13 protein-coding genes are annotated in these 15957 nt (G+C 45.3%); 10 read left to right on the forward strand and 3 right to left on the reverse strand.

Translation table 11 applies throughout. The features are described 5' to 3' along the window. Nucleotides 1–61: 61 nt before the first annotated feature. Nucleotides 62–925 (reverse strand): Cof-type HAD-IIB family hydrolase, encoded by an 864-nt coding sequence (locus MKY99_RS01665; RefSeq protein WP_042184240.1) that lies wholly within the window; start codon nt 923–925, stop codon nt 62–64. 273 nt (nt 926–1198) lie between these two features. Here MKY99_RS01665 and MKY99_RS01670 point away from each other — a divergent pair, with 273 nt between their 5' ends. Then, entirely contained in the window at nt 1199–2440 is a 1242-nt protein-coding gene (locus tag MKY99_RS01670; RefSeq protein WP_076285116.1) for a DUF445 domain-containing protein, read from the forward strand. A 59-nt stretch (nt 2441–2499) separates the two neighbouring features. Here MKY99_RS01670 and MKY99_RS01675 read toward each other — a convergent pair whose 3' ends face one another. Then, nucleotides 2500–3603, reverse strand: coding sequence for a glycosyltransferase family 4 protein (locus MKY99_RS01675; protein ID WP_339268309.1), 1104 nt, complete (start codon nt 3601–3603; stop codon nt 2500–2502). 181 nt (nt 3604–3784) lie between these two features. Here MKY99_RS01675 and MKY99_RS01680 point away from each other — a divergent pair, with 181 nt between their 5' ends. Further along, the gene (locus MKY99_RS01680) at nt 3785–4561 is read left to right on the forward strand and encodes a YheC/YheD family protein (RefSeq protein ID WP_256716337.1); all 777 of its coding nucleotides are present in this window, start codon (nt 3785–3787) and stop codon (nt 4559–4561) included. On the opposite strand, the gene MKY99_RS01685 is transcribed toward MKY99_RS01680, so the two are convergent. Next, on the reverse strand, nt 4554–5369 hold the full coding sequence (locus tag MKY99_RS01685; protein WP_339268311.1) for a hypothetical protein: 816 nt from the start codon (nt 5367–5369) through the stop codon (nt 4554–4556). The genes MKY99_RS01680 and MKY99_RS01685 overlap by 8 nt on opposite strands. A 279-nt stretch (nt 5370–5648) precedes the next feature. Here MKY99_RS01685 and MKY99_RS01690 point away from each other — a divergent pair, with 279 nt between their 5' ends. The 8 genes from MKY99_RS01690 (at nt 5649) to MKY99_RS01725 (ending at nt 15882) form a co-directional block, all read left to right on the forward strand. Then, complete coding sequence (locus MKY99_RS01690) at nt 5649–7850, forward strand: PAS domain S-box protein (protein ID WP_339268313.1); 2202 nt, start codon at nt 5649–5651, stop codon at nt 7848–7850. Continuing rightward, nucleotides 7850–8473: a C39 family peptidase gene (locus tag MKY99_RS01695; protein ID WP_339268314.1), complete on the forward strand. Its 624-nt coding sequence runs from the start codon at nt 7850–7852 to the stop codon at nt 8471–8473. Before MKY99_RS01690 ends, MKY99_RS01695 begins: the two co-directional genes overlap by 1 nt. Before the next feature lie 121 nt (nt 8474–8594). Continuing rightward, complete coding sequence (gene pulA, locus MKY99_RS01700) at nt 8595–10550, forward strand: type I pullulanase (protein ID WP_339268315.1); 1956 nt, start codon at nt 8595–8597, stop codon at nt 10548–10550. Between the two features lie 295 nt (nt 10551–10845). Next, nucleotides 10846–12330: a glutamate synthase subunit beta gene (locus MKY99_RS01705; protein ID WP_339268316.1), complete on the forward strand. Its 1485-nt coding sequence runs from the start codon at nt 10846–10848 to the stop codon at nt 12328–12330. Between the two features lie 126 nt (nt 12331–12456). Next, complete coding sequence (yfcE, locus tag MKY99_RS01710) at nt 12457–13005, forward strand: phosphodiesterase (protein WP_339271460.1); 549 nt, start codon at nt 12457–12459, stop codon at nt 13003–13005. Nucleotides 13006–13150: 145 nt separating this feature from the next. Further along, nucleotides 13151–14179, forward strand: a complete 1029-nt coding sequence (locus MKY99_RS01715; protein WP_339268317.1) for an agmatine deiminase family protein — start codon at nt 13151–13153, stop codon at nt 14177–14179. A gap of 53 nt (nt 14180–14232) precedes the next feature. Then, nucleotides 14233–15108 carry an N-carbamoylputrescine amidase gene (gene aguB / locus MKY99_RS01720; protein WP_076285125.1) on the forward strand — a complete coding sequence of 292 codons (876 nt, stop codon included), beginning with the start codon at nt 14233–14235 and terminating at the stop codon, nt 15106–15108. Between the two features lie 327 nt (nt 15109–15435). Continuing rightward, nucleotides 15436–15882: a tellurite resistance TerB family protein gene (locus tag MKY99_RS01725; protein ID WP_042184258.1), complete on the forward strand. Its 447-nt coding sequence runs from the start codon at nt 15436–15438 to the stop codon at nt 15880–15882. The last annotated feature ends 75 nt before the right edge of the window (nt 15883–15957 follow it).

Genomic DNA, 15957 nt, shown 5'->3' on the forward strand with positions numbered 1-15957 from the left:
ATCCTCAGGATGATGTTAGAGGTTTTTTTGGCAGTTTATGATTTAAGCCAGGCATGTTGGTTCAGAATTTAGCCATAAGATGCTCAAGTCCTGTCGCCACTCCATCTTCGGCATTACTGACGGTAACAAATTCAGCCATTTCCTTTAGAATCGGTGCTGCGTTAGCCATGGCAATCCGGTAGCCTGCCACCTCGAACATCGGTTGATCATTATAGCTGTCACCCATTACGGCTACATCTGTTAGCGGGATGCCATAGTGGGCGGCGAGCATAGCTACACCGGAGCCTTTGTTGGCGTCCTCATGGTTAATTTCGATATTATTGACATGGGAGGCTGTAATAATAAGGCCAGGGATCGCGGCGAAGCGGGTGGAGGCTTCTTTGAGCAGTTCCCGGTCTAGAGAAAAGGCTAATGTTTTATAAATGACGTTTTCTTCTTTACTCCAGATCTCTTCCATACTTTCGACGTAAGTTACAGCCGCTTGTTGAAACTGCTGATCGATCATTGCTTTTAGCAGCCAGCTGACTTCCTCAGGTACTTCTTCTTCACTTAGTGCAGATAGTTTCTCTAATCGTACCCGTTTATTGAGCTCCACATATACGTTGTCCTCTGTGTATACCTCGTAATACAAATCCGGAATTTCGTTCATCCAGCGTAATGCAGGAATGATGTCTTCCTTCTTCAGCGGTTTACTTGCTGCCAGCGTGTGGTCAGACAATGTAACCACTGCGCCATTCAGACTGACTACAGGGCATTCCAGATCTGCCAGCCGCAGTTGTCGTTCCGCATCCATAAAAGAGCGTCCCGTAGCAATAATTACGATATGACCTAAATTTTGAGCCTTTATAATCGCCTCGCGGTTCTTTGGGCTAATTTGTCCTTCTTCGTTCAGCAATGTTCCATCCATATCTAAAGCAATCAGCATATTGTAAGATCTCCTTATCCAGTCATAGTTGTCCCCTTCGCGGGCTAGTGAGAACGTTAATTGTATCTTATCATTAATATTCTGAAAACCAAAAACACCTTTTCATTCCTAGTCTAATCGTATATTTTTAGAATATAGTTCAGTCGTGGTACAATAGTTGTTAAACTAATCGACTAGCCGAGTCTATCGTCAGTTCATGTTCGTGGGACGTGATCCGTCGGTATTTTTCCTGCGTAAGGACATCGGCAGCTGTGTATGTAAGGGGGACTAATCGTGAGATCCAAAAACTTGGCCACCATGTCACTAGCTTTTATGGCATGTGGGTTTCTGATTACACTATTTCTACCTGAAAATCTCGCTGTAATTCTACTAAGAGGTGGCTTTGAGGCTGGGCTGGTTGGGGGGATTGCCGACTGGTTCGCGGTAACCGCGTTATTCCGCCATCCGCTCGGGCTGCGTATTCCACATACCTCACTGCTGCTCAAGAATCGGGATAAGATTATTCAGTCGTTAATTACCGCTATGGAGACTGAGCTGCTGAACAAAGAGAGTATTGAGAACAAGCTGCGCAAGTTTGGCATTATGTCTATGAGTTCCAAGCTGCTGACGAAGTTCTTTAGCAAGAAGAAGGCGAGAGCCCAGATCCTAGAGCAACTTAGCGAATTCGTGTCACGTCTTCCGGTAGAGAAAGCTGTACCTTTTCTTCAAAAGGCAGCCTCTGACTATATTCGTGAAGCGGAGCTTGGAGTTGCGGCTGATAAGATTGTCACTAAATTAATGAACGATGGAAAAGATGTAGCGGCTCTGGATTATGCGCTGGAAGGGGTATCTAACTGGAGTGGTCGTCCTGAAACGAAAGCTATGCTGGGTAAGATCGCCAGTGAGAAACTGGCTGAAGTAAAGCTCGGTGGACTGAAAGGGATGGCTTTTCAGGCTTTCGTTGGATTCATGGATGCGGATATGCTTGGTGAAATGCTGCAAGGCATGCTGCAGTCCGGTATTCGCGATTTTCGTGAAGAGGATAGCCCATATCGTGAAGAGATCATCCGGGAAATTCGGGTGGCGTTGTTCCAGATTGTCAATGATGAGGCTAGAATGACTTCTGTGAAAGAATGGGCACTACAAGAGCTTGAGGGAGAAGCAGTAACTGCTTTTCTGCATACTCAATTGGAGAACGTACGTAGTAAGGCACTCTCCTTATTAGAAGAGGACCGGGCAGCTGGCGGACGAAAACTATTTGCACTATACACCCTTCTTATGCGCCGTATTAGTAAGGAACAAGAGTGGATCGGTAGCTGGGAGGAGCGGATTCGCGCTTCATTGATTGCATTTGTAGAGGCTAACCACTTCCGAATCGGTCTTTTGGTGAAGGAGAATCTGGATAGCATGGACGATGCTAGTCTAGTGAATATGCTGGAGGATAAAGTAGGTAAAGATCTTCAGTGGATCCGTGTGAACGGTGCCTTATGCGGTTTTGTTGTAGGGCTTGTACTTACGGTTGTTCAATTTATTTAAATCAAAGTAGTCCGTCTCCAGTGAATGGAGGCGGACTACTTTTTTATGATTGTAGGGATCTATTGCTGTACTAAGGCAGCTTGATAAAGCCGTTCCAAATCAGTTGCTGTACGTTGCCAATTGAAGGCTTCAAGCGCATCCGCTCGTCCTTGTTTCCCAATGGTTGCTGCTACCTCCGGATTCCGGCCTAGTCGCAGCAAATCTCTAGCAAAGGGCAAGGCCTCGCGATATCGTTCCACCAGGTATCCGTTATGGCCGGAGTCGATAATCTCACGGATACCGCCATTGCTAGAAGCGATGACCGGTAGTCCCGAGGCCATGGCCTCTACATTAACAAGCCCAAAGGATTCATGATTCTGAGAAGGACATACGAAGCAGTCGGCTGCTTGATAAAGGGTATGGATATCCTCATGAGCTACATTTCCAAGGAAGGAAACGGATACGCCTAGTCGCTGTGCAAGTAGCTTCAGCTGTCGCAAATATGACGGTTTCCCTTTGCCTGCAATTACAAGATGAGCAGGAAGGTGCTTATTTAAATGGTACATAGCACGTATCAATACGGGCACCCCTTTGCGGGGAATGACTCGACCGACGAATAAGACGGTAAAGACCCTCGGGAGTCTGTAAAGTTTGCGAAGATGGTATTTTTCCTGTAGCGCTACAGGAGTGAATCGATCAAGATCTGCTCCGAGCAGGACAATACGGATTTCATTGTTTAATTGAGGGAAGCGACGGGTTAGTCTTCGCTGTAGAGAGTGGCTGTTCGCAATAATCAGATCTGCTCTAGCCAAGGCTCTAGCAGTCTTAACTGTGTCCGGTGTGAATGTAAGAGAATGCAGAAATAGAAATACCGGAAGATGAGGGAGCCGTTTCTTTACAGCAGACATAAGATGGGGGCGATTATCGATCTGAACTATATCAAATGACTCATTCTGAATGTAGTCTAACACCGAAGTACGATAATGAACGGGAGTACTTGCGGGTAACCGAATGATTCTGACCTGCTCCAATATGGAAGCATCGGGCAGTCCCGGTGCTCTGCGGCTCACAATGGTAACCCTATGTTTCTCAGCCAGCCTTCTGGCAATGGCCCAAATGCAGATTTCTACTGACCCGTCTCCTGGAACCGGGAGACGTTCCGGCGCAATAATACAAATATGCATGGTTCATGCCTCCTCTGATCCGCTAATGGTTATCCTCTTCCCACCATATGCAGCTTGAGTATCTAGAGATACATCTGAGAGCGGAGAGGGCGTTCAACCCATTCCATTCATATAGTCGGAGCATAAAATACTAAGGTTAAGCAAGGCTGTGATCATTATTTAGTGACAGGGGAGAGGGCAATTGGGAACGAAGTTAAAGTCTGCGTTGACCAGCAAATGGATTAAAACCAAGGTGCTCATGCAAAGTTCCGAGATTTCACCGCTCATTCCAGAAACAGTGAAGTTTAGTAAAGCAAACTTAAGAACGATGCTCTTGAAATATGGGATGATTTACGTTAAGCCGGAACATGGCACCTATGGTAATGGTGTAATGAAGGTTGAACAGAGTAAGGATTCTCATGGAACAGAATACAAATACCAAAGTGGAACAAAGATAAAAACCTTTGGAGCCTATGACACCTTTTATTCATCCCTTAAGAAAGCGACACGCGGACGCAGTTACTTGATTCAGAGAGGGATTGTTTTGCTAAAGCATGGAAAGCATCGTTTTGATATCCGTGTGATGGTCCAGCTCAGTCCGCGTGGCAAATGGGAAACTACCGGATTGATTGGCCGAGTAGCTGAGAAAGGCAAGATTGTTACCAATTATCATAACGGTGGTACGCTAATGTCTATGGAGAAGCTGCTGTCGCCTTATTTGAACGATGCTCAGCAAGCTCAGATGCTTAAGATATTGCGAAAGCTAGGTGAGGATACCGGACGTTTCTACCATAAGAAATATCCTGGCTTTAAACAGATTGGTGTAGATGTAGGATTAGATAACCACATGACGCCTTGGATTATTGAAGTGAATACGAGTCCAGATCCATATATTTTCAAACATCTCTCTAATAAAAGCATGTACCGCAAAGTGATGGCTTACCGCAGAGCAAATGAGAAGAAGAAGTCCGCTAACTGATTTGCTTCTTCGTATTCGCAATAACAAGGGAAACCTTTTGTTCGAGCTCAATTATTTTTTGCTTATGGGTTGCGATCTGACGGTAACCGGAGACCAGGGCACCTAAGGACTGGGTGGTTAGGGTAAGGTTTTGTTTGCGAATCGCTGCTTTAAAGTCAGTCCAATCTGCTGAGACACGTTTGTTTAACGAGGTGATCACGCTCTTGTTAGATTTGATCGTGATTTGAGGACTTTCAATGCCAGACAAGGTTTTACGCGCTTCGGCTATCTTTTGGGAACGGTTCTTTTTCGCGGCGTTCAGCTGATTCTGCTTGTCACTGATCTCTTGGCGTGCCAACTGAACCAAGATCTTCATAGCATCACTTTGGGCACGCAGTACGGTATTCAAGGTCTTGTCCTTAAGTGACTTGGCGATACTAATTCGCTTGTTAAGTGCACTATACTGGTCAAATAAGGGCTGATAGCGCTGCTTGCTACTCTTAACGGAGGCCTCCAATCGGGTCACTGCTTCAAGATCAATCCCTTTAATTTGTTGACGAACCACAACTAGCGATTGCTCATTATTGTAGTGAAGGATTCGGATTTGCTCCTCGCGCTGATCATACTGCAGCTTTAAGGTGGATAAATCATTGTAAAGAGAAGTCAGCTTAACCCTGGCAGGACCATCTGCCGTTGCGGCCGTCAGATCAAAAGCCGCTTTAACAGAGGGGGTTATTTCTGTTGTAGATGCAGCAATAGCTCCTGATGATGTGCTTAGCAGTAGCAGGATCGTAAGCAGTAGAAAGGGCACTGACTTAAATATTTTCATTTATTCTCCTCCTATTGTCGTTACCTAATGGCAACAAAAAAAGCACCCGTAGCAAAGGCAAAAGCCTTTATTACGGGTGCTTCCAGCGTAATAGGTCACGAACGATATTATTATGTTTAATAATAGTTTGCCTCAGGCCATCCAGTCAATATTTAAAATTAAACTATTCCCTATTCAAAATAATACGCAGGGCATTTCTATACTCACTTCTCTTATCGTATACTGAACTTAGGATGGAATAAAGGATGCAACGTTCGCAACAAAGGAGGTCTGGCGTAGATGGATAACGCGGTAGAATATAGCACAATGTTGGAACATGCATTTATGAGGTCCCCAGAGGGAATAGCCGTACTGTCTTTAAACGATGGTAAGGGCAACTGGCTGAAGGTCAATCCGGCTTTTTGCAATTTACTTGGCTTTACGGAAGCTGAGTTTCTTGCTGGGGCTATTTTTGCAGAAATGGAAAATAGACAGACGTCTTCGAAAGAGCTTTCCTATAGATTGGTGATGGACGAGCTTCAGAATTCTCCAGCAGGGAGCTGGAAGAAGGAAGAATGCTTTTACAAAGGGGATCAACCGGTATGGCTTTCCCTGACATTCTCAGGATTTGGAACAGCAGGACAAGCCCCTTCATGTATTATTGTGTACGCCGAAGATATTACGGACCGAAAGATTGCAGATCAACAAATGGCAGATCAACGAGATCTAGAGGAACAGATTTATCAAAGTGAACGTAATTATAGATTGATGTCCGAGAATTCGCTGGATTTAATCTCGCGTCATGCAGTTGAAGAGCGCAAACAGTTCGAATTCAAGCTTCAGGAGAATGAACAGCGCTATAAATCCTTATTTGAATATAATCCCTCTGCTGTGTACTCAATGAATTTACAAGGGGATTATTTAACAGCCAATGCGAATCTGGAGAAGCTGACCGGGTATTCGCTGGAAGAACTGATCGGAATGTACTTTGGTCCCGTTGTGCATGAGAAGGACATGGAGAAGACGCTGTATCATTTTAACTTAGCTGCTAAGGGCTATCCCCAAAGCTATGATCTGACGCTTATTCATAAAGAAGGCCATCTTGTAGAGATTAATACCACTAATATTCCGATCATTGTAGACGATCAAGTGGTTGGTGTATATGGTATTTCCCGTGACATTACGGAACGTATAAGATATACAGAACAAATTGAGAAGCTAAGCAATGAGTACACCCTTATATTAAATGCAGTATCTGAGGGTATTTTTGGACTGGATATGGAGGAGAAGGTGACCTTCATCAACCCTGCTGGTTTGCATATGCTCGGTTATGAACATGATGAGATCATGGGTCATTCCTATCTAGATCATATTCAGCAGACAGCGCTTGATGGGATACATTACCGGCCAGAGGAGTCGCCACTTATCAAAGCCATTAGGTCAGGGGGATCTTACCAGAGCAAGGATGCAGTCTTATGGCGTAAAGATGGTACAAGCTTTCTTGCGGAGTACCAAGTAACCCCTCTTTTTGATAAAGGTGAACCTAAGGGGGTTGTAGTCGTCTTCAGGGATATTACAGATGAGAAGGAGATCATTCGGGCGAAGGAATCTGCGGAAAAAGCAGACCAGGCTAAATCAGAGTTTCTAGCCATTATGAGCCATGAAATACGCACGCCTATGAACGGCATTGTGGGGATGACTGATCTGCTTGCAGAGACGGAACTAGATGAAGAACAACGTGAGTACACAAATATTATTAAGGAGAGCAGTAGCTCTCTTCTATATATTCTTAATGAAATTCTCGATTACAGTAAAATTGAGGCCGGAAAAATGATGATCGTACATGAGCCCGTGCATCTTCGAGAGGTACTGGACAGTGTAACGGATCTGTTTATGGCTAAGGCTTTGGAAAAAAATCTTGAGCTGTCTTACAGCATGGCACCAGGAGTTCCTACGTTCATTATGGGAGATGCAGGACGATTACGTCAGGTATTGGTTAATCTGGTCAGCAATGCGATTAAATTTACTGACCGAGGTAAAGTCTGTATTTATGTGGAGCAAAAATTGTCCGTGGTTTCAAAGAAATCTACTTTGAAGTTTAATGTCAGAGACACGGGGATAGGTATTCCTTTAGAAAAGCAGCATCAGTTGTTTCAATCATTCTACCAGCTGCACTCCTCGTTTAATCGTAAGTATGCCGGGACGGGGTTAGGACTAGCCATTTGCAAGAAGCTTGTCGAGCTGATGGGCGGAGCCATTGCGGTGGAGAGTAGCGAAGGAAACGGCTCTAATTTCTATTTCACGCTACAGATTAATCCTGAAAGCAAATATGAGGGCGATGAGGAAGATATTGCTCAGGCAGAGCAGAAGCCCGCACAGGAAATGGAATCACGATCTAATTCAGAGGGATCTATGGATGTTGGTGAAAATGTGATTTTACTTCCGGAAGGCCCTGCCCTTTCAGCTTCTAAGCCGAACTCTTCAAAGGGAGAAACATCCTGATGAGGCATAGAAACTCCAGTCTCAGTTACAAACTATCGGTAGATCCATACACACAGTGGGAGGCTGGGGTTTCATCCCCGTCTTCTGCATGTGGACCAGCGACGCTGGCAGCTTTAACCGAGTATTGGAATACCCAGCTAGGAATGGACTTTATTCGTGGCAAAGGTCATTTTCACTCTAAAGCAGCTCATATTAATTACATATACAGTCATCACGGAGGTACCCCTTTGGGGATGAGTACACGTAGTTTTGTAAAGGGAATCACAGCTTATATCCACTCTTCAATCTCGCCAAAAGGGGGACATAAGCTTTCTGTCTCTACTTTTAACGATTTCGATGTGTATAAAGTGGAGATTGATGCAGGTCGGCCAGTAGCTGTTAAATTTGATAAATGGTTTAATTTTCGGTGGAGAGGGAATTTTGCTTACGATTACCATTGGGTATTAGGAATAGGATATGAAGTACCTGATAACGGGGATCGTCCAATCCTCATCGTTCAGGATAATGGTGTGAGGTATAAGGATGGAAGGATTGCTCTTTGTAAAGAACGCCGCATCCCATATTATGCAAATAAAGACATCATTACGATGGTGGGAATGAATATCTTAGAAACGCCTAGTTAATCGTGATTTAGCTATGCAATTACCCTGGAAAAATGATCTGGTTATTTTGAGTCCAAACGTTTGCACAAATTCGAGGATCATACTATAATCCAGTTAATAACTGGAAAAGGGGATAGGTGCTTTGTCCGTACAAAAGGAAATGAAGGAACCGATTTATTATGGTGATCCTGCGACTACTAGAGGGATTTCCGTATTCGCTCAGGAGTTTGATCAGTTGTTTAGTTATGACGGGGATGATCTCGGACTTACATATTCATCGGCCTGTTCATCATTTTGCTTGTGGGCCCCTACGGCTCAGGAGGCAGAGCTAGTAATTTATGATTCATGGCAGGGAGCTGCGGGGTCCAAATATGCTATGATTCGCGATATTCGGGGAACGTGGAGAGCTACGGTTGACGGTGATTTAGATGGCAAGTTCTATACCTACCGAGTGCGTCTAGGTGAACAGTGGAATGAAGCAGCTGATCCTTACGCGCGTGCTGTCGGCGTGAATGGGGACAGAGGTGCTATTCTAGATTTGCGCAAGACGGACCCTGAGCGGTGGACGGAAGATAAGCCGTCGTTTGAGGATCCTGTAGACGCTATTATTTATGAGCTTCATTTGCGTGACTTATCCATTCATCCAGCAAGCGGTATGGCTCATAAGGGTCAATATCTCGCTTTGGCGGAAGAAGGAACCCGCGGACCAGAGGGCATTCTCACCGGACTCGATCATATCGCAGATCTCGGTGTAACCCACGTGCAGCTATTGCCTATTTATGATTATTCTACAGAGAGTGTAGATGAGACGAAGCTGGATGAGCCTCATTTTAACTGGGGTTATGATCCGAAGAACTACAATGCTCCTGAAGGCTCCTATGCTACGGATCCTTATGTGCCCGGACTACGTATTCAAGAACTAAAAACAATGATTCAAGCGCTTCATGATCGTGGACTCCGCGTCATTATGGATGTTGTTTACAACCATGTGTACGACGGATATCGCGTGAATTTCACTAAACTGGTTCCTGGCTATTATTTGCGTTATAAACAAGACGGAAGCCTGTCGAATGGGTCGGGCTGTGGGAATGACGTGGCTACAGAACGCTTGATGATGTCCCGCTTCATTGTGGAGTCCGTGGTCTATTGGGCTAAAGAGTACCATATCGACGGCTTCCGCTTTGATTTGATGGGCTTGATGGATGTCGATACGATGCGGGAAACCCGGCGGCGTCTGGATGGAATAGATCCGTCTATCATGACGATCGGTGAAGGCTGGATGATGGGGACTGAGCTACCGATGGAACGGCTCGCTCATCAGAAGAATGCCTCCCTTATGCCGGGAATCGGACATTTTAATGATGATTTCAGGGATGCTATTAAAGGAAATATCTTTTTGTACGATCAGCCGGGCTTCATCAGTGGAATGATGGGTCTGGAGCCTGCGATCAAGGCGGGGATTGCGGGAGGAATTGACTTCAGCCCAGGAATTAAGCAATTTGCCGAGGAGCCTCAGCAAAACGTTAATTATGTGGAGTGTCATGATAATCATACCTTATGGGATAAAATCGTATTGTCCACCGAGGGTGAGACGGTTACTCAGCGCCGTTCCATGCACAGACTAGCTTCTGCGATAGTGTTCATGAGTCAGGGGATTCCTTTTATCCATGCAGGGCAGGAGTTTATGCGTACGAAGGACGGGGTGGAGAACAGCTATAAGTCTTCGGTTGAGATCAATCGTATGGACTGGGAATTGTGCGCCGCGCATCAGGAAGATGTGGCGTATATGAAACAGTTAATCGAATTGCGTAAAGCTCACCCGGCCTTCCGTATGCGAACAGCAGTGGACATTCGGAACCATTTGGTTTTTGAAAAAGCACCGGCAAGTGCAGTAGCTTACACGCTACGTGGCCATGCTGGAGGAGATGAAGCGAAGCATATTTATGTTCTTTTTAATGCGAATGCTGAACAGACCACTGTGGTTCTGCCGCAGCTTGGAGCATGGAAGACCATCTTCGGGGCTGATCTTACGCAGGAGCTGACTGGAAATAAGCTAACTGTAAATGGGATTGGGACAGTAGTCCTGACGGCGAAATAATTAGTCTTTTACAAGATCATTATTAAAAAGCATGCGGAATAACGTACCCTAATTAAGGTACAGTACTCTGTGTGCTTTTTTTGTTTTTCCATTTTCTTAATTTGATTGTTTCATTTTACATAAAAAGGTGACATTACTCATTTTCGATGATGATATTGGATGTTAATATGAAGGCATTTACTTTGGCGCTTTAGAGTGGCATAGGCTTGGCAGCAGACAAACATAGCGCGTACTTTTCTTTTTTAACGGTTTAGGAAGTATATATCTGTGGGGATATTTAGAGAGGATGAGAGAGATGGGGAAAGCAACCGGATTTTTGGAATTTGAACGGCAGACGCCTTCGGAGTGTGAGGCGCTTGAGCGGATTAAGAATTGGGATGAATTCTCGATTCCTATGGATGAAGAGAATCTGCGCGAGCAAGGCGCGCGTTGTATGGACTGTGGTACGCCATTTTGTCATGTAGGACGTCTGTTGTCTGGTATGGCTTCCGGCTGCCCTCTGCACAACTTGATTCCTGAATGGAATGATATGGTTTATCGTGGGAACTGGGAGGTTGCACTGAAACGTCTGCATAAGACCAATAACTTCCCTGAATTTACTGGACGTGTGTGTCCAGCACCTTGTGAAGGTTCTTGTACAGTAGGGATGAACGGCAAGCCCGTAACGATAAAGTCGATTGAAAAGTCGATTGTAGATAGAGGTTTTGAAGAAGGTTGGATTGTTCCTGAGCCACCGCTTACTCGCACAGGTAAAAAGGTAGCTGTAGTGGGCTCGGGTCCAGCAGGTCTTGCCTGTGCAGCTCAGCTTAACAAAGCGGGGCATACGGTGACCGTGTATGAACGGGCAGATCGGATTGGTGGTTTGTTGACGTATGGTATTCCGAACATGAAGCTGGATAAGAAGACAGTTCAGCGCCGAGTAGACCTGCTGACGGCTGAAGGCATTACATTCGTAACTCGTACAGAGATTGGGAGAGATATCTCGGCGTCACAACTCAAGGCGGAGCACGATGCTGTTGTCTTGTGTGGTGGGTCTACGCAGGCACGGGAGCTTCCTATAGAGGGTCGTGAGCTGCGGGGCATTCATCAGGCGATGGAATTTCTGACACTGAATACTAAGAGCTTACTGGACTCAGAGCTTGCTGATGGTGAATACTTGTCTGCGGCAGATAAGGATGTAGTTGTAATCGGTGGCGGGGATACTGGCACAGACTGTGTAGCTACGTCGATCCGCCACAGCTGTCGTAGTGTGATCCAGCTTGAGATTATGCCACAAGCTCCACTGACCCGTCAGCCTAGCAATCCGTGGCCAGAATGGCCAAAGGTTCTTAAGGTGGACTATGGCCAAAAAGAAGCGGCTTCACTGTATAAGGAAGATCCACGTCGTTATCTCGTTTCGACGAAACGTTTTGTTGGTGACGATGGTGGACATGTGCAGGAGCTGCATACCGTGCGCATTGAGTGGACTCGCAATGAACAGGGACGGATAGTTCCGGTTGAAGTACCAGGCAGTGAAGAAGTTCTAAAGGCACAGCTGGTACTACTCGCATTAGGATTCACAGGGCCCGAAGAGATTGTGCTAGGTGAGCTTGGGGTGGCACGTGATGAGCGCGGAAATGCCAAGGCGGAGTTCGGAGCACAAGCGACCAATGTAGAGGCGGTATTCACAGCAGGTGATATGCGCCGCGGCCAAAGCCTTGTCGTTTGGGCCATTGATGAGGGGCGTCAGACAGCCCGCGAAGTGGACCGATTCTTGATGGGATCATCGAATTTGCCGTGAGAATAGAGGCATATAGGGCAGGGCGTTCCTTTTGGAGGAACGTCCGCTTTTGCGTTGTTTGCCTATTCAAGGTTAAAATTGAAACCTAAGCACAAGATCTATTTAAGTCGAAAAGGAGAATACATGATGAAGCTAATGTTTATTTCCGATATTCACGGTTCTTTATTCTGGTTAGAACGGGCTTTGGAAAAGGTGGAGGAAGAACAGCCAGACAGTCTTGTAATCGTAGGAGACTTTTTATATCACGGTCCCAGAAATCCACTGCCGAAGGGTTATGACCCGCAGGGAGTTGCTAATAAACTGAATGAATATAACAAAAAGAAGCCTATAACGGCAGTACGTGGTAACTGCGATGCTGAGGTAGACCAGATGCTGCTGCAGTTTCCGATGATGGGCGATTATGTGATGCTCCTGCATGAAGGCAGACGAATCTATGTTACACACGGTCATGGCTTTAGTATTGAGAATTTACCGGCACTATCTGAGAATGATATCTTTATTCAGGGGCATACCCATCTTCCGGTTGCGGATGTAAAAGAGGGCGTATACGTGCTGAATCCCGGCTCGATATCGCTGCCTAAAGAGAATAATCCGAATTCCTATGGTATCCTTGAGGGTGGAGAATTCATCGTTAAGGATTTTGAGGGCGATGTGGTAAAAAGGATTACACTATAAGCTCAGTCAGATCTCTTGTGACCCGAATTCCTTCCAACATTATTAGTGTTCTAGGGAATTGAGCACTAGAACATATTATTGTATGATGAGGTAGGAGTTTTAGGGCAGGGCTGGCTCCAAATATAATAGTAAAGGTAGTTAACACATGAATCCTAAAGATTTGAACTATACAATGCCACCGGAATGGGGCAAGCATGAACGTACTTTTATCTCCTGGCCGGTGCAGGAATCTATGTGTTTCCCGGACAACCACGAGTCGGTATGCCAAGGTTATGCTGACATTATTACAGCTATTGCCGAGTTTGAACCGATTACGGTTATCGTTAACCCGGAGGACGTGGAAAAGGTAGAACGTCTGGTCAGCGGACCGAATGTAACGCTACTACCTATAAAGCATAGCGATGCTTGGTTGCGTGATAACGGGCCTACCTTTGTTGTTAATAAAGACGGCGTTCTAGCAGGCGTGAACTGGAAGTTTAATGCCTGGGGCGGTAAATATTCACCTTGGGATCTGGATGATGAGGTAGCTCCACAGATTCTCGAACACACACAAGTGACACGCTTTGATGCGCCGCTTGTGATGGAAGGCGGCTCGATCCATACGGATGGAGAAGGCACCTTGATTACTACAGAAGAATGTCTGCTCAATACGAACCGCAACCCGGATTTGAAGCGCGAGAATATTGAAGAGAACGTGCGCAATTATACAGGTACAGAAACTATTATCTGGCTTAAGCGTGGTCTAAGTGGTGATGAAACCGATGGTCATGTGGATAATATCGCTTGCTTCGCTGCTCCAGGTAAAGTCATTATTCAGGTCTGTGAGGATCCGCAGGACGAGAATTTTGAGATTACACAGGAGAATCTTCGTATTTTGGAGAATGCCAAAGATGCCAAAGGGCGTAAGCTGGAGATCATCAAGATTCAGCAACCACCACGGGTGGATCATGACGGCAGCCGTCTGACGCTCAGTTATTTGAACTTCTATTTCGTAAATGGTGGAATTATTTTACCTGTGTTTGGCGGTACAGCGGTGGAAACAGATAAACTTGCCGAGGAAGTACTGGCTGGTATGTTCCCGGAACGTAAGATTCGTACAGTTAACGGTATGGCGGTCATCACCGAGGGTGGGAACGTTCACTGCACTACGCAACAAATGCCTGCTCAGCAATAATTGAAGGAAACTAAACGTCCAAAGGGACATTTATATATAAGGAGGACAGATTCTTGAGAAATGTAAAAGTAGCTGCGACGCAAATGAGCTGTTCCAGCAATATTGATGAGAATATCAGCAAAGCTGAAACATTGGTCAGAGAAGCGGCGGCACAGGGAGCACAAATTATTTTGCTGCAGGAGCTGTTCGAGACTCCGTATTTCTGTCAGAAAGAGAAGGCTGATTATTACGCATATGCAACAGAGCTTGAGCATAACAAAGCGATTAATCATTTCACAGCAATAGCCAAGGAACTGCAAGTGGTGCTGCCAATCAGTTTTTATGAGAAAAAGAACTACGCACGTTACAATTCACTAGCTGTAATCGATGCCGATGGAACGATACTGGGCAAATACCGTAAGAGCCATATTCCAGATGGCCCAGGATATGAAGAGAAATTCTACTTCAATCCGGGAGATACTGGCTTTAAAGTATGGAACACTCGCTATGCCAAGATTGGTGTAGGGATTTGCTGGGATCAGTGGTACCCGGAAGCGGCCAGAGTGATGAGCTTGATGGGGGCAGAGATTCTGTTCTATCCAACCGCTATCGGATCAGAACCGCAGGATGGATCGATCGACTCTAAGGATCATTGGCAGACTTGTATGCTTGGGCATGCAGCGGCTAACCTTATTCCAGTCGTTGCCTCCAACCGCATCGGTGAAGAAATTGATGAAGATTCTAGCATTAATTTCTACGGCTCTTCGTTCATTGCGGGACCGCAAGGCAATAAAATTGTTGAAGCAGGCCGAGACGAGCAAGCTGTAATAGTGAGCGAATTTGATCTGGATGCTTTGGAAGTCGGACGGATCGAGTGGGGCGTCTTCCGTGATCGCCGGCCGGATTTGTACAAAATGATTGGTTCTTATGATGGGGACATCATTCTTTAAAAGAATTCACAGTTAAATGTGCTAAAGGCATTGCTAGAGAGGATAGAATCTCTGGCAGTGCCTTTTTTGGTGTTTCAACGAGAAATACGGGGGTTCTTTGAACAGAGGAGCAATTGTTCGGAATTCCTGTGCAAGATCGGACACAATCTTTTCTATCAAAAGTGCTGTAAAAGTCTGGAAAAGTAGAATATTGATATTTTATCAGGTATATTAGAAGAGTAAACCGTGATTCAGGGATCTACTATGAAAATTCTGTCGGATACGTGGAGAGGAGGCTCTGGGATATCTTTTGTTATCATAATCTTGCAGTGATAGAAGGAGAAAACGATGAGCACATTTAAAAACTGGTTGAACACAACCAAAAACGGACTAACAGAACAAGTAAAGAAATTCAAAAATAAAGATTTCATGAATGCGGTAGTTGCGGGCTGCGCCTTGGTTGCTGCTGCCGACGGTAAAATAGAAGAAGCTGAAAAGAATAAAATGGCTGGTTACATGAATATGAGTAATGAGCTTAAGGTGTTTGACATGAGAGATGTCATTACCCAGTTCAACTTTTATGTAAGTAACTTTGAGTTCTCACCAGAAATCGGTAAGCAGGAAGCACTTAAAGCAATCGGTAAGTTTACCGGTAAACCAGATGTGGGACGTGTAATTGTGGGTGTGTGCTCAGCTATTGGATCAGCTGATGGTGATTTTGATGACAATGAAAAAGCAGTTGTGCGGCATATTTGCGGTGTCTTGGGATTAAACCCTGGTGAATTCAGTTTATAAATGATGTAATACCATATACATGAGTTCGGATGAAACGTATTTAGTTCTTTAGCGTATCACTCATATAACATCCAA

The organism is Paenibacillus sp. FSL R5-0470, assembly GCF_037975205.1.
In the GTDB taxonomy this organism is placed as follows: Bacteria; Bacillota; Bacilli; order Paenibacillales; family Paenibacillaceae; genus Paenibacillus_AQ.

Excerpts from the sequence above, each read along its gene's own strand:
- MKY99_RS01725 (WP_042184258.1), top strand. The coding sequence starts at position 15,436 with ATGAGCACATTTAAAAACTGGTTGAACACAACCAAAAACGGACTAACA.
- MKY99_RS01685 (WP_339268311.1), bottom strand. The coding sequence starts at position 5,369 with ATGAAAATATTTAAGTCAGTGCCCTTTCTACTGCTTACGATCCTGCTA.
- MKY99_RS01715 (WP_339268317.1), top strand. The coding sequence starts at position 13,151 with ATGAATCCTAAAGATTTGAACTATACAATGCCACCGGAATGGGGCAAG.
- MKY99_RS01675 (WP_339268309.1), bottom strand. The coding sequence starts at position 3,603 with ATGCATATTTGTATTATTGCGCCGGAACGTCTCCCGGTTCCAGGAGAC.
- MKY99_RS01665 (WP_042184240.1), bottom strand. The coding sequence starts at position 925 with ATGCTGATTGCTTTAGATATGGATGGAACATTGCTGAACGAAGAAGGA.
- MKY99_RS01705 (WP_339268316.1), top strand. The coding sequence starts at position 10,846 with ATGGGGAAAGCAACCGGATTTTTGGAATTTGAACGGCAGACGCCTTCG.
- yfcE (WP_339271460.1), top strand. The coding sequence starts at position 12,457 with ATGAAGCTAATGTTTATTTCCGATATTCACGGTTCTTTATTCTGGTTA.
- MKY99_RS01690 (WP_339268313.1), top strand. The coding sequence starts at position 5,649 with ATGGATAACGCGGTAGAATATAGCACAATGTTGGAACATGCATTTATG.
- MKY99_RS01695 (WP_339268314.1), top strand. The coding sequence starts at position 7,850 with ATGAGGCATAGAAACTCCAGTCTCAGTTACAAACTATCGGTAGATCCA.